15 protein-coding genes and 1 pseudogene are annotated in these 19,159 nt (G+C 75.0%); 4 read left to right on the top strand and 12 right to left on the bottom strand.

The genetic code is table 11. The features are described from left to right. Positions 1-203: 203 nt before the first annotated feature. Positions 204-1,070: a hypothetical protein gene (locus tag AF335_RS01760; protein ID WP_102916463.1), complete on the top strand. Its 867-nt coding sequence runs from the start codon at positions 204-206 to the stop codon at positions 1,068-1,070. A 159-nt stretch (positions 1,071-1,229) separates the two neighbouring features. Further along, positions 1,230-2,240, top strand: coding sequence for an LLM class F420-dependent oxidoreductase (locus AF335_RS01765; protein ID WP_102916464.1), 1,011 nt, complete (start codon positions 1,230-1,232; stop codon positions 2,238-2,240). 47 nt (positions 2,241-2,287) lie between these two features. On the opposite strand, the gene AF335_RS01770 is transcribed toward AF335_RS01765, so the two are convergent. The 5 genes from AF335_RS01770 to AF335_RS01790 form a co-directional block, all read right to left on the bottom strand. Beyond that, positions 2,288-3,763 (bottom strand): M1 family metallopeptidase, encoded by a 1,476-nt coding sequence (locus AF335_RS01770; RefSeq protein WP_102916465.1) that lies wholly within the window; start codon positions 3,761-3,763, stop codon positions 2,288-2,290. A 34-nt stretch (positions 3,764-3,797) separates the two neighbouring features. Next, complete coding sequence (locus AF335_RS01775; protein WP_102916466.1) at positions 3,798-4,604, bottom strand: maleylpyruvate isomerase family mycothiol-dependent enzyme; 807 nt, start codon at positions 4,602-4,604, stop codon at positions 3,798-3,800. Between the two features lie 235 nt (positions 4,605-4,839). Beyond that, the gene (locus tag AF335_RS01780) at positions 4,840-5,928 is read right to left on the bottom strand and encodes a prenyltransferase/squalene oxidase repeat-containing protein (RefSeq protein WP_102916467.1); all 1,089 of its coding nucleotides are present in this window, start codon (positions 5,926-5,928) and stop codon (positions 4,840-4,842) included. Next, on the bottom strand, positions 5,925-6,659 hold the full coding sequence (locus AF335_RS01785) for a class I SAM-dependent methyltransferase (RefSeq protein ID WP_087928324.1): 735 nt from the start codon (positions 6,657-6,659) through the stop codon (positions 5,925-5,927). The genes AF335_RS01780 and AF335_RS01785 overlap by 4 nt, the downstream gene beginning before the upstream one ends. Before the next feature lie 98 nt (positions 6,660-6,757). Next, positions 6,758-8,116 carry a glycosyltransferase family 4 protein gene (locus tag AF335_RS01790; RefSeq protein ID WP_102916468.1) on the bottom strand — a complete coding sequence of 453 codons (1,359 nt, stop codon included), beginning with the start codon at positions 8,114-8,116 and terminating at the stop codon, positions 6,758-6,760. 218 nt (positions 8,117-8,334) lie between these two features. Between AF335_RS01790 and AF335_RS01795 the strand changes: the two genes are divergently transcribed. Together AF335_RS01795 and AF335_RS35320 are read left to right on the top strand one after the other, a co-directional pair. Beyond that, complete coding sequence (locus AF335_RS01795) at positions 8,335-8,994, top strand: TetR family transcriptional regulator (RefSeq protein ID WP_102916469.1); 660 nt, start codon at positions 8,335-8,337, stop codon at positions 8,992-8,994. A gap of 163 nt (positions 8,995-9,157) precedes the next feature. Next, positions 9,158-9,769, top strand: a complete 612-nt coding sequence (locus AF335_RS35320) for a response regulator transcription factor (RefSeq protein WP_102916470.1) — start codon at positions 9,158-9,160, stop codon at positions 9,767-9,769. A 246-nt stretch (positions 9,770-10,015) separates the two neighbouring features. Here the strand turns inward: AF335_RS35320 and AF335_RS01805 are convergent. The 7 genes and pseudogenes from AF335_RS01805 to AF335_RS01835 all read right to left on the bottom strand — a co-directional run. Then, positions 10,016-11,791: pseudogene (locus AF335_RS01805) on the bottom strand (ATP-binding cassette domain-containing protein); the annotation flags it as partial. A gap of 195 nt (positions 11,792-11,986) precedes the next feature. After that, the gene (locus AF335_RS01810) at positions 11,987-13,726 is read right to left on the bottom strand and encodes an ABC transporter ATP-binding protein (RefSeq protein WP_102916471.1); all 1,740 of its coding nucleotides are present in this window, start codon (positions 13,724-13,726) and stop codon (positions 11,987-11,989) included. Positions 13,727-13,814: 88 nt separating this feature from the next. Further along, complete coding sequence (locus AF335_RS01815; protein WP_102916472.1) at positions 13,815-13,937, bottom strand: SapB/AmfS family lanthipeptide; 123 nt, start codon at positions 13,935-13,937, stop codon at positions 13,815-13,817. A gap of 32 nt (positions 13,938-13,969) precedes the next feature. Next, positions 13,970-14,671, bottom strand: a complete 702-nt coding sequence (locus tag AF335_RS35325; protein ID WP_244926878.1) for a lanthionine synthetase C family protein — start codon at positions 14,669-14,671, stop codon at positions 13,970-13,972. Next, positions 14,590-17,031, bottom strand: a complete 2,442-nt coding sequence (gene lanKC, locus AF335_RS35330; RefSeq protein WP_244926879.1) for a class III lanthionine synthetase LanKC — start codon at positions 17,029-17,031, stop codon at positions 14,590-14,592. Before lanKC ends, AF335_RS35325 begins: the two co-directional genes overlap by 82 nt. A gap of 416 nt (positions 17,032-17,447) precedes the next feature. Continuing rightward, complete coding sequence (locus AF335_RS01830; protein WP_102916473.1) at positions 17,448-17,681, bottom strand: ferredoxin; 234 nt, start codon at positions 17,679-17,681, stop codon at positions 17,448-17,450. Further along, positions 17,678-19,141, bottom strand: coding sequence for an aldehyde dehydrogenase (locus AF335_RS01835; protein WP_102916474.1), 1,464 nt, complete (start codon positions 19,139-19,141; stop codon positions 17,678-17,680). Before AF335_RS01835 ends, AF335_RS01830 begins: the two co-directional genes overlap by 4 nt. Positions 19,142-19,159: the final 18 nt, after the last annotated feature.

The following is a 19,159-nucleotide window of genomic DNA, read 5'->3' on the forward strand; positions in this document are numbered from 1 at the left end:
GGCAGCTGACGCGTGGGTAACAAAGGGACGTACCAGCAGGCCACAGCCGTGTCACGACGGTGATACGAAGGAGACGCCCCGACCCCCCAGGCGATAGGTTCACCCGTACGATGGGGGTACCCCCGCCCTTGCCCCCGCGCCCTCGCACGTCCCGACACCGGCGACAGCGACGGTAAATGATCAACACTGACAAAGGACTTCAGTTGAACATCCGCTCCCTCACTCGAGGCGACGGCGTGGTGATCGGAGCAGCGGTGTTGCTGTTCATCGCCTCGTTCCTCAGCTTCTACTCGTACGACTGCGGGAAGTCGACGATCGGCTGTCCGGCGGAGCCGAACGGCTGGAAGTCCGGGCTCTTCCCCGTGCTGCCGTCCATCTTCCTCGCCGGCATCATCGCCGCCGTCCTGATCGTCGCCGCCCGGTTCCAGCCGGAGGGCCGCAAGGTCCTCGGCCTCGGTCTCGACCAGTGGGGCACCGCGCTCACCGTCTTCGCCGCGTGGTCCTCGGTGTGGACGATCCTCGGCGGCGGCGAGAGCATCTCCCCCGGCGTCGGCCAGATCCTCGGCCTGATCGCCAACCTCGCCCTGGCCGCCGTGGCGCTGCTCACGCCGCGCACCCCGGCGCTGAAGGCCCCGCTGATGGGTGTCCCGGGCCCGCAGGCCCCGTCCCCGTACGGCGCCGGCCCGAACCCGGGCTACGGCTACCCCGGTGGCGCCCAGCAGCCCGGCGCCCCGGGCCCGTACGGCGCGCAGCAGCCGTACGGCGCCCAGCCGGGCCAGCCGCAGGGTCCGCAGGACCCGAGCATGGGCGGTGCCGCCGGTGCGGCCGCCGCCCCGCAGACGGGCGCGGCGCAGCCCGCGGCCCCGGCCGCCGACTTCGCCCCGTTCTGGTTCGCGGTGCCGGTGGCCCGCCCGCTGTACGGGGAGGACGGCTCGCCGACGCCGGTCGCCGAGCTCGCGCCCGGCACCTGGTACCTCGCCGTGGACCAGCGCGGTGCCGCGCTGGTCGCGCAGACCCAGGACGGCCGTCGCGGCGTGCTCCAGGACACCACGGGGATCCAGCGCGGCTGATCCCGAGCGCTTTCCCCCGAACGGCCCGCCGGGTTCTCCCGGCGGGCCGTTCGGCTGTCCGGCCGCGGTCCCGCCGGGGCCGTCTTGCCGGGGGCGGCCCGGGGCCGTACAGTCCAGCCGAACTGACGATCCATCAGATTCCGTCGGATGGAGGCGCGGATGCGGCTCGGCCTGGCGCTCGGCTACTGGGGCCGCGGCCCCGACCCCGGCCGGCTCTCCCTCGTCCTGGAGGCCGAACGGCTGGGCTACGACTCGGTGTGGACCGCGGAGGCATGGGGCTCGGACGCCTTCACGACCCTCACCTGGATCGCCGCGCACACCCGGCGCCTGCGCCTGGGCACCGCCGTGGCCCAGATGGCCGCCCGCACCCCGACGGCGACGGCGATGCACGCGCTGACCCTCGACCACCTCTCCGGTGGGCGGCTGCTGCTCGGCCTGGGGCTGTCGGGGCCCCAGGTGGTGGAGGGCTGGTACGGGCGGCCGTTCCCGGAAAGTCCCCTGACGGCGACGCGCGAATACGTCGACGTGGTCCGCCAGGTGCTGCGCCGTACGGCACCGGTGGCCCTCGACGGCCGCTACCACCCGCTCCCCTACCGCGGCCCGGACGCCACCGGCCTCGGCAGACCGCTGAGGTCCATCGTCCATCCGCTGCGCCCCGGCCTCCCGGTGCTGCTGGGCGCCGAGGGGCCGAGGAACATCGCCCAGACCGTGCGGATCGCCGACGGCTGGCTGCCGCTGTACTGGTCGCCGCTCCGTACCGGGCTGTACGCCGAGGCCCTCGCGGAGGCGCCCGAGGGCTTCATGGTCGCACCGCTGGCCCAGGCCCGGCTCTGCTCCGACGTCGCCGAGGGGCTGCGACCGGTGAAGGCGATGCTCGGCTTCTACATCGGCGGCATGGGGCACGCCCGCCGGAACTTCCACGCCGAGCTGATGGCGCGGATGGGCTTCGCGGACGCGGCGCGGCGGGTGCGGGAGCTCTTCCTGGCCGGGCGGCGGGAGGAGGCCGTGACCGCCGTGCCGGACGACTTCGCCGACGAGATCTCGCTCGTCGGCCCCCGGGAGCGGATCGCGGACCGGCTGGCGCTGTGGCGGGCGGGGCCGGTCACCGACCTGCTGGTGACGGCCCCGGACACGGCCACGCTGAGGGTCCTGGCGGAGCTCAACGCGTGAGCAGGGCGGGCCCGGGGCTCAGCGCGTGAGCAGGCCGGGCCCGATGCTCAGCGCGCGGCGGGTTTGCCCTTGCCTCGCAGCCACACGTCGAAGAGCCCGTCGAGGTCCTTGCCCGTCTTCCGCGCCCAGAACCGGGTGAACTCGGCGGTGTCGGCGTTGCCGTGCCGGTACTCGGCGGCCCACGCCCGTACGGTCGCGAAGAACTTCTCGTCGCCGACGGCCTGCCGCAGCTTGTGCAGGACCATGGCACCCCGGCCGTAGACCGGCGGGTCGGAGACGGTCTCCGGCGCCGGGTCGGCGGGCGGGTAGGCCCAGATGCCCTTGCTCTGCGCGTCCTTGCCGTCGTAGTAGTCGTCGAAGATCCGCTGGGCGGTCCGGCCGCCCCGCTTCTCCTCCCACAGCCACTCCGCGTACTGGGCGAAGCCCTCGTTCAGCCACATGTCGCGCCAGGTGCGGGGGGTGACGGAATCGCCGAACCACTGGTGGGCGAGCTCGTGCACCACGATCAGGTCGTCGGGGTCCGAGTCGAAGTAGGGCTTGGTCTGGGTCTCCAGGGCGTATCCCAGCCTGGGGTTGTGGTCGACGACCGCGCCGGCCGAGGAGAAGGGGTACGGGCCGAACAGCCCGGTCGCCCAGGCGAGGACCTCCGGCACCAGCTTCTTCAGGTGGGGCGCCGCGGCGGCCTCCTTGGGGTGCGTGGCGAGGTAGACGGGCAGGTCGCCGGCGCGGGTGGTGGTGACCTTGAACGGGGAGACGGCCACGCTCGCCAGATAGCTCGCCATCGGCTCGGCGGTGTGCCAGGAGAAGGACTTCCGGCCGCTCTTGGTCCGCTCCTCGCGCGTGAGCTCGCCGTTGGCCACGGCGGTGTATCCGGCGGGCACGGTCACCTGGATGTCGTAGGCGGCCTTGTCGGAGGGGTGGTGGTTGCCGGGGAACCAGGCCATCGAGCCCGTGGGCTGGCCGAGGCCGACCGCGCCGTCGTCGGTCTCCACCCAGCCTTCCGAGGTCACGGCCTCGCCGGCGTCCTTGTCGCCGTCCGTGATCTCCTGCGGTGTCCCCCCGTACGTGACGACCGTCTCGAATGTGTGCCCCTTGCCGATCTTCCGGTCGGGCGTCACCGTCAGCTCGGTGCCCTCCCGGTCCGTCCCGGCCGGACGGCCGTCGACCCGGACGGCGCGGACGTCCAGCCCCTTCAGATCGAGGTTGAAGGCGCCGAGGTCCTGGGTGGCCCGTGCCGTGATCACCGCCGTGCCGTCCAGGTGGTTGCCGTCCGGCTCGTAGTCCAGGGTCAGACCGTAGTGCCGGACGTCGTAACCGCCATTGCCCAGCCGGGGGAAGAGCGGGTCCCCGACGCCGGCCGCGCCCGCGCTCGCGCGCGCCGTGCCGCCACCGCCGACGGTGCAGGAGGCGACGAGCAGCAGCGCCGCGGCCGCCGGCAGGGCGCGGGCGGCCGTCCGGCGCGGCCCCCTCCGGCGGACCTCGGGGGCGTGCCGGGCGGACGGTCGTCGGAGGGCGTCGGTCATGGCCCCGATGCTCTCACCCCGCCGGGGGACGGGGTCAGAAGCTGGCCCGTTCCAGCCAGAACTCGAGCAGCGCGCGCTCGCCCAGGACCTCGACCCGGCCGCTGTCCGGCGACTGCCGCCGGTAGAAGACGGCGAGCAGGTCGGTGAGCGGGCCGCGCACGACGACGGCCGCCTTCTCATGGGCGCGGCGCCACTCGATCCGCTCGCCGCCGCAGTCGACGAACCACTCCGCCTCCAGCTCGGGCGCGGTGTCCGTGGCGTGCAGATGCAGGGTACGGCCGGGGCCGAGCAGCTCCTTGTACGCCGGCTTGAACTCCATCGCCATGGGCGAGCTGATGATCTGGAGCCATTCGTCGAGGCAGTCGGCGGCGATCTCCGGGGCCACGGCGAACGCGACGCCCGTGGTGGCCTCGGCGTCGGCCCGGTGGATCACCGTCTCGTGGGTCATCCTGCGGGCCCAGAAGTCGGCGGTCTGCCGCGGCCCGAAGGTCCACACCGCGGAGTCGGGGCCGCTCTCGCGCAGGGTCCGCGCCAGGGTCTCGGCACCCTCTTCCAGCCAGTCGCCGAACGCGGCCGCGCCGGCGTCGAGGGCCGGCTGGCCGGGGCCGGGGGCCGGGGCCGCGCCGACGTCGTCGGGCACCCGGAACCCGGTGAACCGTGTGCGCACGAGGTGCTCGGCACGGCGGTGGGCCTGGCCGACGTGCAGGAGGAGATGGGCCAGGGTCCACTCGGGGCAGGTGGGGACGGTGGCGGTGAGGTCCGCGCCGCGGATCGCTTCGCGGAGGAGGGTGGTCTGGGTGACGACCTCGGAACAGTAACGGTCGTAGCTGAGGCTGGTCATGACGACACCTTAGGTGGGGGCACTGACAGAGGATCTGTCCCCGGCCCCGCCCCTTCCCACTCCCGGGGCTCCACCCCGGACCCCGGTTCTCAAGTGCCGGACGGGCTGAGTCGTCGCCCGGCACCGGGCAGGAAAGCCTCCCCTGGCGCAGCGGAAAGCCGACCCCCGGGCAGGGGCGAATCCAGCCCGTCCGGCGATTGAGGACACCGCGCGGTAGCGCGGCCAGGCTCCGGGCCTAGCAGCAATCCGGTTCGAGCCCCCGAGGGAGGCGCTCCCCGCCGAAGACCGCCGTCGTCGCCTCGTCGCCGCCCAGCGCCGCCGCCGCCAGCAGCAGCGACCCCGCCGTCCACGTCGTGAGTTCCTCGGGCCAGACGGCCTTGTCGTCGAAGACGTAGCCGGTCCAGTACATGCCGTTGTCGGCGCGCAGGTGCTGGATCGACTGGAGGATCTCCACGGCGCGGTCGGACTCGCCCATCACCCACAGCGCGAGGGCGAGTTCGCAGCTCTCGCCGCCGGTCACCCAGGGGTTGGGCAGGACGCAGCGGACGCCGAGGCCGGGGACGACGAAGCGGTCCCAGCCCTCCTCTATGCGCTCCTTGGCCTCGGGGCCGGTGAGCGCGCCGCCGAGGACCGGGTAGTACCAGTCCATGGAGTAGCGGCTCTTGTCGAGGAACCGCTCGGGGTGGCGGCGGATCGCGTGCGCGAGGAGGCCGGTCGCCAGCTCCCAGCCGGGCTGGGGCTCCTCGCGGTGCTCGGCGATGGCGAGGGCGCAGCGCAGCGCCTGGTGGATGGAGGAGGAGCCGGTGAGCAGGGCGTCGGTGACGTCCGCGCCGCCGTCCTCCTCGGCCTCCCGCTTCCAGCCGATCTGGCCGCCCGGCTGCTGGAGCTGGAGGACGAATTCGACCGCGGCGAAGACGGTCGGCCACATGCGGTCGAGGAAGGCGTCGTCGCCGGTGGCGAGGTAGTGGTGCCAGACGCCGACGGCGACGTAGGCGACGAAGTTGGTCTCCCGGCTGCGGTCGGTGGGGGCGTCGGCGTCGCCGTCGGCGTAGGCGGCGTACCAGGAGCCGTCGGGGTTCTGGTGGTCGGCGAGCCAGCGGTAGGCGGCCTCGGCGCGGGTGTGCTCGCCGGCGGCGTCCAGGGCCATGGCGGCCTCGACGTGGTCCCAGGGGTCGAGGTGGTGGCCCCGGAACCAGGGTATGGCGCCGTCCTCGCGCTGCACGGCGGCGAGGGCGGCGACCGTCCGGACGGCCTGCCGCGCGGTCAGCACGCCGGGCAGGACGAGGCGTTCGGTGCGGCCGGGGCCGCGGCTGAAGGTGGTCACTTGGCGACCGCCCCGTCCTGGTGCGGCTTGGTCGCGTAGGCGACGAAGCTCTTGCCGATGACGGGGTTGAGGAGCTGCTCGGCGACCCGGGTGGCCTTGGGCTTCTTCATGATGTCCCAGACCAGCAGCTTGTGGTAGGCGCGGACGGGCAGCGCCTTGTCGTTGTCGACGCCGAAGGCGCACTTGAGCCACCAGTACGGGCTGTGCAGGCCGTGCGCGTGATGGGTGCCGTAGGGCGCGAGGCCCGCCTCCCGCATCCGGTCGAGGAGTTCGTCGCCCCGGTAGATGCGGATGTGGCCGCCCTCGACCTCGTGGTACGCGTCGGAGAGCGCCCAGCAGATCTTCTCCGGGCCGTAGCGCGGGACGGTGACGGCGATGCGGCCGCCGGGCTTGAGGACCCGGACCATCTCGGCGAGGACGCCCTTGTCGTCGGGGATGTGCTCCATGACCTCGGAGATGATGACGACGTCGAAGGTGTCGTCGGGGAAGGGCAGCGCGAGGGCGTCGCCCTCCATGGCCGTGGCGGTGGCGCCGGCCGGGGCCTCACCGGCCTCCTTCATCGCGGCGAACCACTTGGCGACCTCGCGTATCTCCTCGCCGTTGCGATCGAGGGCCACGACCTGCGCGCCGCGCCGGTAGCACTCGAAGGCGTGCCGGCCCGCGCCGCAGCCCAGGTCGAGCACACGGTCGCCGGCGGCGAGCGGGAAGCGGGTGAAATCGACGGTCAGCACGGAGGTCTGCTTTCGTCCGGCGGGGCAGGTCAGGTCGGGCAAGGGGGCGATCGGGGCAGGGCCGGCGAGGGCCGGGCCCGGTGGGGCCTGCGGGCGGGCTACCGGATGCCCGCCCGGCGGCGGGCCGCGCCGGCGGCGCCGTACCGGGCGACGGCCTCACGGTAGTGGTCGGCCGTGCCGATCGCGGCCTGCCGCCAGGTGAAGCGGGCGAGGACCCGCGCGCGTCCCGCCGTGCCGAGCCGGTGGCGCAGGTCGGCGTCGCCGAGCAGCCGGGTGAGCCCCGCGGCGAGGGCTCCCGCGTCGCCGGGCGGTACGGCCAGGCAGGTCTCGCCGTCGGGGCCCGCGACCTCGGGGATGGCACCGCCCGTGGTGGCGACCAGCGGGGTGCCGGTGGCCATGGCCTCGGCGGCGGGCAGGGAGAAGCCCTCGTAGAGGGAGGGGACGCAGGCGACCTGTGCCGAGCGCACGAGGTCGACGAGTTCGGCGTCACTGACGCCCTTGACGAACCGGATGGCGTCGCCGAGGCCGTGCCGGGCGATGGCCGTGGCGACCGGGCCGTTCTCGGCGCGCTTGCCGACGACGACGAGGTGGGCCCCGGGGTTCGTGGCGCGCACGGTGGCGAGCGCCTCGACGAGGTGGACCAGACCCTTGAGGGGGACGTCGGCGCTGGAGGTGGTGACGATGCGGCCGGGCACCTCCGCGACGGACGGGTCCGGGGAGAAGAGGTCGGTGTCGGCGCCGATGGGGACGACGTGGATCCGCTCGGCGGGCACCCCGAGGTCGTCGACGATCTCGTCGCGGGAGGAGCCGGAGACGGTCAGGACGGACGGCAGCCGGCGGGCGACGCGCTTCTGCATCCGGACGAATCCGTACCAGCGGTGCACGGAGGCGCGGCGCTTCCAGTCGGCGGCGGCGTCGAGGTCGAGCTGCCGGTCGACGGTGATGGGGTGGTGGATGGTGGTGACGAGCGGGGCGCCCAGGGCGAGGGGGCCGCCGAGGAGGCCGTAGCCGAGGGTCTGGTTGTCGTGGACGACGTCGAACCGGCCCCGGCGGGCGGCGAGATGACGGCGGGCGCGCAGGCTGAAGGTGAGCGGCTCGGGGAAGCCGCCGGTGGCCATGGTGGCGACCTCCAGCGCGTCGACCCAGTCGCGGTACTCGGCCGGTTTGGGCATCCGGAAGGGGTCCGGCTGCCGGTAGAGGTCGAGGCTGGGGAGCTCGGTGAGGGTGACGCCCTCGTCGAGCACGGGGTACGGCTGGGCGCCGATGACCTCGACGCTGTGGCCGAGCCGGGCGAGTTCGCGGGAGAGGTGGCGTACGTAGACGCCCTGGCCGCCGCAGAACGGGTTGCCCTTGTAGCTGAGCAGCGCGATGCGCAGCGGGCGTTCCGAGCGGGAGGTGTCCCCGCCGGGGAGACCGCCCTCTCGCGCGAGTGCTGCCTCTGTGGCCTCAGCGGTCACTCCCGGCCTCCTTCTCGCTGCTGTCCCGCCGGAGCGTAACCGGTCGCGCTAATCTAGAACAAGTTTCAGACTGGGTTGTCCAGAAGCTTGAATCTACCGGCCGGACGGACAGTCGACAGGACCGGATCGGGTGATTCGCGCCACGGCTCACCCCCTGCCATGCTGTGCCGTCCGGGCTGCACAGATACCGCTGGATGGACCGCCACGGGATGGGACATATGACTACGGAATCCAAGGCGGCGACCGCATCGGCCGCGCCCGCCGTCGGCGCCTCCCCCCTCCCCCTGACCGAGCGTCAGGAAGCCCGCCGGCGGCGCATCCTGGACGCCACGGCGCGGCTGGCCGTCCGGGGCGGTTTCGACGCGGTGCAGATGCGGGAGGTCGCCGAGTCGTCGAGCGTGGCGCTCGGCACGCTCTACCGCTACTTCCCGTCCAAGATCCATCTGCTGGTCGCCACCATGCAGGACCAGCTCCAGCAGCTGCACGGGACCCTGCGCAAGCGCCCGCCGACGGAGGAGGAGCCGGCCGCGCGCGTGGCCCAGACGCTGATGCGGGCCTTCCGGGCGATGCAGCGCGAACCGCACCTGGCCGACGCGATGGTGCGGGCCCTGACCTTCGCCGACCGCTCGGTGAGCGCCGAGGTCGACACCGTCTCACGGCTCACCACGGCCATCATCCTGGACGCCATGGGACCGGCCGGGCCGCCCACGCCCGCACAGCTCTCGGCCGTCCGCGTCATCGAGCACACCTGGCACTCGGCGCTGATCACCTGGCTCTCGGGGCGGGCCTCCATCGCCCAAGTGAAGATCGACATCGAGACGGTATGCCGGCTGATCGACCTCACATCACCTTCCACCGACACATGCCAAGGGGTTTAGGACGGCGCGTTCGAGTGAACTTGGGGCGCGCGTGGCTCGTTTCGTGCGCCCTTGCGCCCCCCACAGGTGAGGTATTCCGCGCCCGCGACAGAGGTACACGCCGTATGAATTGTCGACGTGCCCGGCGTAGCGCTCGCCGCCGGGGGGACGGGGAGGCAGGGTCGTGATCCGGGTTCTACTGGTACAGGACACCTATCTGCTGCGCGCGGCGCTGGCGGCATTCCTCGGCAGAGAGCCCGACCTGGAGGTGCTCTCGTCCTCCTGGGAGCACGCGACGGCCACGTCATGGGCACGCTGGCCCGACGTCTGCGTGGTGGACATGGACAGCCCCGACGCCGCGGGGCCGCAAGGGCTGCGGGAGCTGTCCACCCGATGTTGCTCGGGGGACGGCACCTCGGTCCTGCTGGCCCTGGCGACGGCGGAGCGACCGGGGCCACTGCGCCGGGCGTACGAGGAGGGGGCCTTGGGGTACTTGAGCAAAAACGCTTCTCCCGACCAGCTGGTCGAGGGGATAAGGCGGGTGGCGAAGGGCGAACGCTACATCGACGAGTCGCTCGGCTACGGCTTCCTGGAGGCCGCCGAGATCCCGCTGACGAGACGTGAGCTGAGCGTGCTCTCACTCGCCGCGGAGGGCTCCTCCATCGGGGAGATCGCCCTGAGTCTGCACCTTTCCAACGGGACCGTACGCAACTATCTGGCGTCGATCACCCGGAAGACCGGGGCCCGCAACCGCGTCGACGCGATCCGGATCTCGCGGGGAGCGGGGTGGGTGTGAGGGGGCGCGCGCCGGGAGGCGCGGGTCCGGGGCCCCGGTGAGGTCACGGTAGAGCGGGGACTCCGCGAGCAGTTCGCGGTGGTCCCCGCAGCGGGTGCGCGGACCGTCCATCACCAGGACGCGGTCCGCGCGGCGGGCCGAGGCGGCGCGGTGCGCGATGACGATCAGGGTGGTGCCGGGCCGCCGTGCGAAGGCCCGCTCGGCGCGGGCCTCGGCGGCGGGGTCGAGATGGCACGTCGCCTCGTCCAGCAGGGCGACGGGGGCGGCCGAGAGATAAGCGCGGGCCAGGGCGACCTGCTGCCGCTCCCCCGCGGACAGCTCCCCGGGGGCGAGGGCCGCCCCGAAGCCGCCGAGCCGGGCGACGAGCTCGGACATGCCGAGGGCCTCGGCGGCCCCGGCCAGCTCCCGCTCGGTGACCGGATCCGCGCGGAGATAGCGCAGGTTGTCGCCGAGCGTGCCGGAGAAGACGTACGCCTCCTGGGGGATGAGCACCCGCCCGGCCGGGTCGCCCGGCGGCCGCCCACCGATCCGGACCTCGCCGCTCCGGGGCGTCAGCAGCCCCGCCACCAGCCCGGCCAGCGTCGACTTGCCGATCCCGCTGGGGCCGACGACGGCGAGGTGGGAACCGGCGGGCACGACCAGGTCCAGGGCGTCGACGACGGGGTCGGCGCCCTCGCCGTACGCGAAGGTGACGCCGCGCAGTTCGACGGCGGGGCCCTCGGCCGGAGCCCGGACCGTACGGCACTCTTCGACGGCCTCCGCGGCTTCCGCGCCCCCGTCGCGACGGCCGGGCCGCTCGCCACGCTCGACGTCGGCTCCCCCAAGCCCCGGGCCGACCTGCCGCACACCCTGCCGGAGACGGACGCCCCCCGCGCGGTCCGCACCGCCGTCCCGGGCGTCGCGCGCCTCCGCGGCTTCCACGCCCCCGCCGCGACGGCCGGGCCGCTCGCCGCGCTCGACGTCGGCCACCCCGAGCCCCGGGCCGGCCTGCCGCACACCCTGCCGGAGACGGACGCCCCACGCGCGGTCCGCACCGCCGTCCCGGGCACCCGCCTTCGGGGCGGACGGCCGCCCGGCGGTGAGGCGGCGCAGCACCACGGCGAGCCGGGCGCCGCTCGCGCCGAGGCCGTGCAGCAGGCTCTGGAGGGCGGGCAGCAGGGACTGGGTGAGGTAGGCGAGGGCGCCGACGAGGGCGCCGGGGGTGACGGAGCGGTCGAGCAGCCAGGGCGTCGCGGCCAGCAGGAGGACGACGGGCAGCTGTCCCGCGACGGCCAGGGCCACGACGCGCAGGACGGCCCAGCGGGCGAGGGCGGCGGAGGCGCGGCGCTCGGCGTCGACGAGGGCTCCCGTCTCGGCCCGGACCCGGCGTTCGGCACCGCCGGCCGTGATGTCGCGCAGCCCGGCGGCGGCCTCGCCGAGCGCGCGGGCGAGGGCCTCGTCGGCGGCGAGGAAGGTCTCCTGGCGGCGGGCGAGGGGCCGCAGGGTGGCCAGGAACAGACCGAGGCCGAGCGCGAGCGGCGGCAGCACGACGGCCAGGAGGGCGGGGGCCAGCAGGAACAGGCCCGTCAGGGCGCCGGCCGCCGTGAAGACGAAGGACCGCGAGACCATCACGAGCCCGGCGGAGGCGTCCCGGGCGATCTCCACCTGGTGGGTCAGCCGGGAGACGGCGGCGCGGTCGGCGTCCCGCAGGGCGGCGGGGACGACGCGCCGCACGAGCCCGTCGCGCAGCGGCTCCACGAGCCCGGCGACGCCGCCGTACGTGCGCCCGGTCCCGTACGCCCCGGCGACCACGGCGACGGCGGCCACCCCGAGCCACCCGGTGCCGACCCCGGCCCGCCCGGCGAGGAACCCGGAGTCCAGCGCCTTGGCCAGTGCGTACCCGAAGCCGAAGGTGTGCGCGGCCTCGACCGCGGACCACACTGCGAGCCACCCGACGACGCCCCGCCGGCGACGCAGGAACCGCAGCCCTTCGCGCGCGACGCCGCCGTCGCCACGGCCTCCGCCACGACGGCGCTCACGCATGGGGACCTCCTGGGGGTGTGGGCCGGGACGGCCGTGGGGTGGTCGCGGCGGCCGGTCCGTGGGTGGACGGCCGGTGAGGCCCTCCGGCCGGGCCCGCGCCGGGTCGCCGGGGTGGGCCGCCGGGCGGCGGGCGCCGGGCGGGCCGGAGTGCCGGCCGCCGTCGGGGCAGGGTGCCCCGGGGACTCCCGGCGGGCGTCACGGGGCACCGAAGAGCGCCCGGTACTCCGGGTCGCGCCATAGGTCCTCGTGGGTGCCGGTCGCGTGGAGGCGGCCGTCGGCGAGCCAGGCGACGCGGTCGGCCCGGGCGGCCGTGGAGGCGCGGTGGGCGACGACGACGCGGGTACGGGTGGTGGTGCCGTGGAGGGCGCGGGTGACCTCGTGTTCGGTGAGGGTGTCCAGGCTGGACGTCGCGTCGTCCAGGATCAGGACGCGGCCCGCGTGGGCGAAGGCGCGGGCCAGGCCCAGGCGTTGGGACTCGCCGCCGGACAGCGGGGCGTCCTCGCAGGGGGTGGCGTAGCCCAGCGGCAGGCGGCGCACGAAGCCGTCCGCGCACGCCGCGCGGGCCGCGTCCGTCACGGCGTCGGGGCCGGGGTCGAAGGCGCCGAAGGCGATCGTTCCGCCGATCGTGCCGCCCAGCGGGGCGGGCCGGGCGAAGGCGTAGCCGACCGCGCGCCGCAGGGTGTCGTGGCCGAGCTCGCGCAGGGGGACGCCGTCGAGCGCCACCACCCCGGCGGCCGGGTCGGCGAGCCGCCCGGCGAGTGCCGCGAGCACCGATTTGCCGCTGCCGGAGCGGCCGACGACGGCCAGGGACGTACCGCCCGGCACCACGAGGTCCACGTCGCGCAGCACGGTCCGGCCGCCGCGCTCCGCGCGCACGCCGCGCAGTTCCAGGGTGCCCGGGCCGGCCGGCAGCCGGCAGTAGCCGTGCGCCGTGGCGGGCTCGGCCAGGACCTCGGCGACGCGCCCGGCGGCCGTGCGGGCACGGACGAGGGCGCCCACGTGCCCGACGAGCACGCCGACGCCGGTGGCGAGCACGGCGTAGCGCGAGGCGGCGAGCAGGTCGCCGACGCTGAGCGCGCCCTGGGTGAGCCGCAGCCCGGCGACGGCCAGCACGGTGATCTGGAGCAGCGGTACGACCGTGACGGCCTGCGCGGCCGCCCGGCCCTGCACCCGCCACATGCGGTGTCCCTGGCGGGACAGTTCGGGCAGCGGGGCGAGCACGCGGGCGGTCTCCCGCTCCGCCGAACCGGCGGCGGCGATGGTCCGGGCCCCGTCGACCGCCTCGACGAGGCGGCCCGCGATCTCCCCCTGGAGCCGCTGGTACTCCGTCGCGCAGTCGCCGGACACCCGGGCGAAGGCCCGCAGCAGCAGGGCCAGCAGGGGCGCGCCGACGAGGAAGCCCCCGGCGAGCCAGGGGTCGATCAGGCCGAGCGCGACGACGCCGCCGACCGGGCCGGCGACGGCGGCGACGGAACCGGCGAGCGTGCCGGGGGCGGTGCCGACGTCGGCGGCGTTGCCGACGAGCCGGGTGACGAGGTCGCCGGGGGCGAAGCGGGCGGTGGCGCGCGGCCCGGCGGCGAGGACGTGGCCCAGCAGGCGGTGGCGCAGCCAGGCCGTGGTGCGGGCGGCGGTGGTGCCGGAGAGCACCTCGTCGAGGGCGTCGAGGGCGGCGGGCACGCAGACGAGGCCCGTGCACAGCAGGACCCAGCGGGTCGCCTCGGCGCCGCGCCGGGCGAGGAGGAGGTCCAGGGTGTGGCCGAGGACGGCGGGCAGCAGCAGGGTGGCGCCGGTGGCGGCGACGGCGAGCAGGGCCAGGGCCGCGGTGCGGGCGGCGCTGTGCCGGGTCGCGCCGAGCAGGATCCGGTCGCCGGGGCTCCGGCGGCCGGGGGTCTTGCCGGCGGCCGTCCCGGTGGGGGCGGTTCGGGTCTGTGCCATGGGTCGTCGCAGCCCTCGCTGTCGGTGGGACCGGACGGGCTCCCCGCGAGGGGTGCCCGTCCGGTCCCTGGTGACTACCGGCGCCGGGTCAGAGGCAGAGCGCCACGCTGGCCGTGCTCCAGCAGAGGAGGAGGCTCACGTTGCTGCCACCGCCGCCGTGACCGCCGCCGTACTCCTCGGTGTCCATGTTCTGCAGGTCGAGAAGAGCCATGATCTTTCCTTTCGTGGGGACGGATGGTGGTGCTACGGCTCCATGCGGAGCCGGTCCTTGGGCGCCCCGAGGGGCGGGAGGAACGGGAGCCGGGGCGTCCGGCCGACGGGGGCGCCGAGTGCGGCGCCGAGGGCCAGCAGGACTCCCGCCGTTCCGGTGGCGAGGTCCATGGACAGCCGCATCATCTGGCTGCCGGGGAAGGCCAGTTCGCCTTCGTGGTCCATCGCGTACCAGGCGAGTCCGCGGATCTGGCCGGCCAGGTGCTCCGCGGTGGCGTCCGGCGCGGTCGTGCGGCTGAGGTGCAGGACCATGCCGGCGCGGCCCTGGAGGAGGCCGGGCTGGACGTAGAACCGCGACCGGGCGGCGCCGAGGATGCCCGTGCGGGCCTCGGTGAGCGCCGGGTCCACGGCCGTCCCGCACCGGGCGGCGTGGTCGAGGAGGTCGTCGAGGACCATGCCGACGCCGACACTGCCGTCGCCGAGATAGGGCATGGTGCGCCAGCCCTCGTCGACCTCCAGGGAGCCGCTCGGGGTGGTGACGCAGCGGGCGAGGTCGGCGCGCACCGCCTTCTCCGCGAGGGCGAGCAGGGCGGGGGCCCCGGTGGCCTCGTGGAGCCGGAGGAAGAGCAGGGCGGGACCGCTCGCGCCGTGCATCAGACCGGCCCGGCGGCGCGCGGCGGCGGGCGCCGCGAGATCGGCGGCCAGCCGGTCGGCGAGCAGCTGCGCGGCTTCCACGGCCTGGTCGTGCAGCTGCCGTTCGCCGGTGGTCCCGGCGAGGTGCAGCAGCGCCAGCCCGACTCCGGCCAGGCCGCCGTGGAGGTCGGAGGTGAGCCGCTGCCACTTCTCGGCGAGGACGGTCGCGGCGAGGTCGAGGGCGCGCTGGGGGTGGCCGAGGCGGTCGAGGACGCAGGCGACCCCGGCGACGCCGTCGTAGAGCCCGAGCGGGGTGCCGGGCGGCAGCGGGTCGGTGTGGTCGAGGAGCCAGCGCTCGCCCCGCTCGTAGCGGTCCGCGCCGGTCTCGGCGAGGGCGTGCAGCACTCCGGCGGCGCCGTGCGCGAGGCCGAGTCCGCCGCCGTCGCCGAACTGCGCGATGTCGCCGGGGAAGAGCCTGTCGTCGCGGTCGGGGGTGGCGGAGGCGAGGATCGCCCGCACCATCGAGTCCCGGCTGCGCGGCCAGTCGCCGGGCACGGGACGCGCTCCCGCGCGGGGGCGACGGGCGGCCGGCGCCGACGGGCCCCGGCCCGCGCCGGGCACGGCGGCCGGGCCGCCGGCGGCGACGGGGCCCACTCCCCGGCGGCACCACGCCCCGCGCCGGAAAGCGCTCCCTTGCCCGCCCCCCGCCCGGCGGCCGCGCCCACGTCACCGACAGGGCCGCTTCCGGAACGCCCGGCAGCGCCACGGGCCGTACCCTCACCCGCCGCACCGCCCGCGCCGGAGACCGCTCCCTCCACCCCCCGCCCAGCGGCCGCGCCACCAGCAGGACCGCCCCCGGAACGCCCGGCAGCACCACGAGCCGCACCCTCACCCGCCACACCACCCGCATCGGAGACCGCTCCTCCCGTCCCCCGCCCGGCGGCCGTGGCCGCGTCGTCGTGGGCACCCCGGCCGGCCGGGCCCGGCACACTGCCCGGCGCGCCCTCGCGGACGATCTCCGCCACCGCCTCCGCCAGGAACTCCTCCGGGACCTCCGGGAATTCCTCGGCGATGACCTCGGCCAGGTGGGCCGCCTTGCCCCGGTCGATGGCGAGGAGCATGGTCACCGGCAGGAACAGCGCCAGCCGGAGGCAGGCCAGGGCGTAGCGGTCGACCTCGGTGCCGGTGCGGTCCGGCGGGGCGACGAAGCCGGGGTGGGCGACAATCTGGCGGCCGTGTTCGGCGGCTGGGGCGGCGGCCTCGAAGTCGATGAGGGTCACCGAACCCTCGTCGGGGGCGACCATGATGTTGAACATGTGCAGGTCGTTGAAGACCACTCCCCTGGAGTGCACCAGGGCCACGGCCTCCTCGACCGCCCGGTGGACGCGCAGCGCCCAGGCGGTGTAGTCGGCCACGGCGGTGGGGGCGGGGGTGGCGGCGATCAGCGGGTGGCGCTCGGAGAAGTAGGAGTTGAGGAGGCGTCCCTCGACGAAGTCCATGACGAGGAAGCTGTGCTCGCCGAGGGTGAACCAGTCACGGACCTCGGGTGCGACGCCGAGCCCCGAGAGCTTCTCCAGGGCGGCCCGCTCGCGCTCCAGCCGGGCGACGGCGTCCGCCCCGTCGGCGGCGAGCCCGGCGTGCGGGCGGGCCTCCTTGAGGACGACCTTCCGGCCGTCGCGGGTGTCGGTGCCCGCGTAGACCCCGCCGCCGTTGGAGAAGTGCAGGGCCTTCTCGATGCGATAGGGCAGGTCTCCGACGGTGGTGGCGTTGCGGGCGGCGAGGTGGGGTGCCAGGAAGTCCGGCAGCGTCACCCAGTCCGGGACGTGGAAGGCGGGGTCCCGGCGGTCGGGCACCAGCCGCCCCTCGGCGTCCTCGATCGCGGGGACGAGGGTGCCGCGCGCGTCGACGCAGAACCGGCGGGCGAAGGCGCCGTAGCGGACGTAGAGCGGGCCGTCGTGCCAGCGGAGGTCGGTGAGGACGTACGGGCCGGGCAGGCCGCCGACGGCCTCGTGCAGCTCGGTCAGCGTGGTGCGGAGCTGCTCCTCGTCCTTCGGGTAGACCGTGACGAACTTCCCGCTGTGGTCGCGCCCGGCGTATTTGCTGTTGCGCAGGTGCAACAGGTGCGGGGCGGGCACGAACTTGAAGGGGATGCCCTTCGGGACGCAGTGGTCCCAGACGGCGGCGGCGGTCTTCTCCGCGCTCGCGGCCGTCGCGGACACATGGATCTTCCAGCCCTGGGGCGGCTGCCCGGAGCGCGGGGCACCGTCCTCGTCCACGGGCGTGAGGTGGAGCCAGTCGCCGGTGCGGGAGGTGTGCCAGCCGGCGGGCACCGGGCGGCGGGCCGTCTCGAAGAGTCCCCCACCGGCCGCCTCCGGTGCGCCGCCGGCCGGGACGGACAAACGGTCAGGGGTCTCGTAGAAACGCCTGTCCGCCAGGCAGTAGACCTCGTACCGCTTGTCCATCGGTTCCCCCCTCGGCCCTCGGCTGCGATGCGTCGAGATTTCCACGCCGTTGAGAAGCGAACCAGTCACACATGTCATGAACAGACAGTGCGGAACGCATGAGTAACCGGGCGGGGAAGGCTCCGCCACAGGTCACCGGGTGGTCACCCGCTGACGGACGGCTGAGCCGGTCTCGCACGGGTTGTCGCCGCGCGGGGCGTTGTCCCCTACCCGCCCCTTCCCGCAACCGGGGGCTGACGCCCCCGGGCCCCCTTTTCCGCGCTCCGCGCGGTGTCCTCAAACGCCGGACGGGCTGAAATCAGCCCGTCCGGGGGCACCTCCTGGGGGCACCCCCAGCGGTAGCTGGGGGAGCTTGAGGACATTCGGGAAGGGGCGGGACGGGGAGGAGCCCGCCACAGGCGCACCCGCACCCGCTCTCAGTCCCCCGGCGGGAACACCGCCTCCCCCGTGTCCGCGAGCACGATCGCGATCGCCTCGACCGGGCACATCTCCGCGGCCTCACGCACTCGTTCGGACGCCTCCCTGGCGCCCGGCACCGCATGCGACCTGCGCGCCGGATCGAGCCGGAACGCCTCCGGGGCGAGGCCCGCGCACAGCCCCGAGCCGACGCACACGCGCCGGTCCACCGTGACGCGCCAGCGCTCGGTCACCGCCCCTCCCCGTGCCCGGCCGGCAGGTGGATCATCTTGTGCTCCTGGTACTCGGCGAAGCCCTCGGGGCCGAACTCCCGCCCCAGGCCGGAGTTCTTGTAACCGCCGAAAGGACCGAGCATGTCGAGGCTGAAGGTGTTCACGGAGTACGTGCCGGTGCGCACCCGGCGCGCGACGTCCAGGCCGTGCTCGACGTCGCCGGTCCAGACGCTGCCGGAGAGCCCGTAGTCGGAGTCGTCGGCTATCCGGACGGCCTCCTCCTCGGTGTCGTAGGGCAGCAGGCAGATGACCGGCCCGAAGATCTCCTCACGGGCGATCCGCATGGAGTTGTCGACGTCGCCGAAGAGCGTCGGCTCGACGTACCAGCCGGTGTCGAGCCCGGCCGGGCGGCCGCCGCCCGCGAGCAGCCTGGCGCCCTCGCGCCGCCCGAGCGCGATGTAGTCCAGCGAGCGCCGCCGCTGCCGCTCCGCGACCAGCGGGCCGACCTGGGTGGCGGGGTCGAGGGGGTCGCCGACGACGAGGGCACCGGCCGCGGCCGCGAACCGCTCGGCGAGCTCGTCGTAGTGGACGCGCGGGGCGAGGATCCGGGTCTGCGCGACGCACGCCTGGCCGTTGTTCATCCAGGCGCTCGGCACGATGCCGGCGACGGCCGCCGTAAGGTCGGCGTCGGGCAGGATCACGGCCGCGGACTTGCCGCCCAGCTCCAGGGTGACCCGGGTGAGGTGGCGGGAGGCGACCTCCATGACGCGCTTGCCGGCCGCGACCGAGCCGGTGAAGGAGACCTTGTCGACGCCGGGGTGCCCCACCAGGTACTCACCCGTCTCCGGACCGGCGGGCAGGATCGACAGCACGCCCTCCGGCAGCCCGGCCGCGGTGACGATCTCGGCGAGCAGGTACGCGTCCAGCGGCGTCTCCGGCGACGGCTTGAGGATCACCGAGCAGCCCGTCAGCAGGGCGGGCGCCAGCTTGGCCGCGGCGACGAACTGCGGCACGTTCCAGGGCACGACCGCCGCGACCACCCCGACCGGCTCGCGCCGCACCACCAGCGGCCCGAGGACGCCGCCGCGCCGCTCCTCGTAAGGGATGTCGCGCGCGACGCCGATGGCGGAGTCCCACACCATCATCGCGCCGAGGGCCTGGGCCAGGACGCTCCAGGAGTAGGGCGAGCCGTTCTCGGCGGAGATGGTCCGGGCGAGCTCCTCGTGGCGGGCGGCGATCCCGTCCTTGATCCGGGTGACGACCTCGATCCGCTCGGCGAGCGGGCGGCCGGCCCAGACGCCGGAGTCGAAGGACTCCCGGGCGGCGGCCACGGCCCGGTCGACGTCCTCGAAACCGGCGTGCGGTACGCATCCGATGACGCGCTCGGTGTGCGGCGAGACGACGTCGATGGTGTCCCGGCCGGCCGGGTCGGCCATGATGCCGCCGATGAACAGCTGCCCGTACTCGATGAGTTCGCCCATTGCCCGGTGCCTCCCACG

The sequence above is a fragment of the Streptomyces eurocidicus genome (genome assembly GCF_002891295.1).
GTDB classification, from domain to species: Bacteria; Actinomycetota; Actinomycetes; order Streptomycetales; family Streptomycetaceae; genus Streptomyces; species Streptomyces eurocidicus.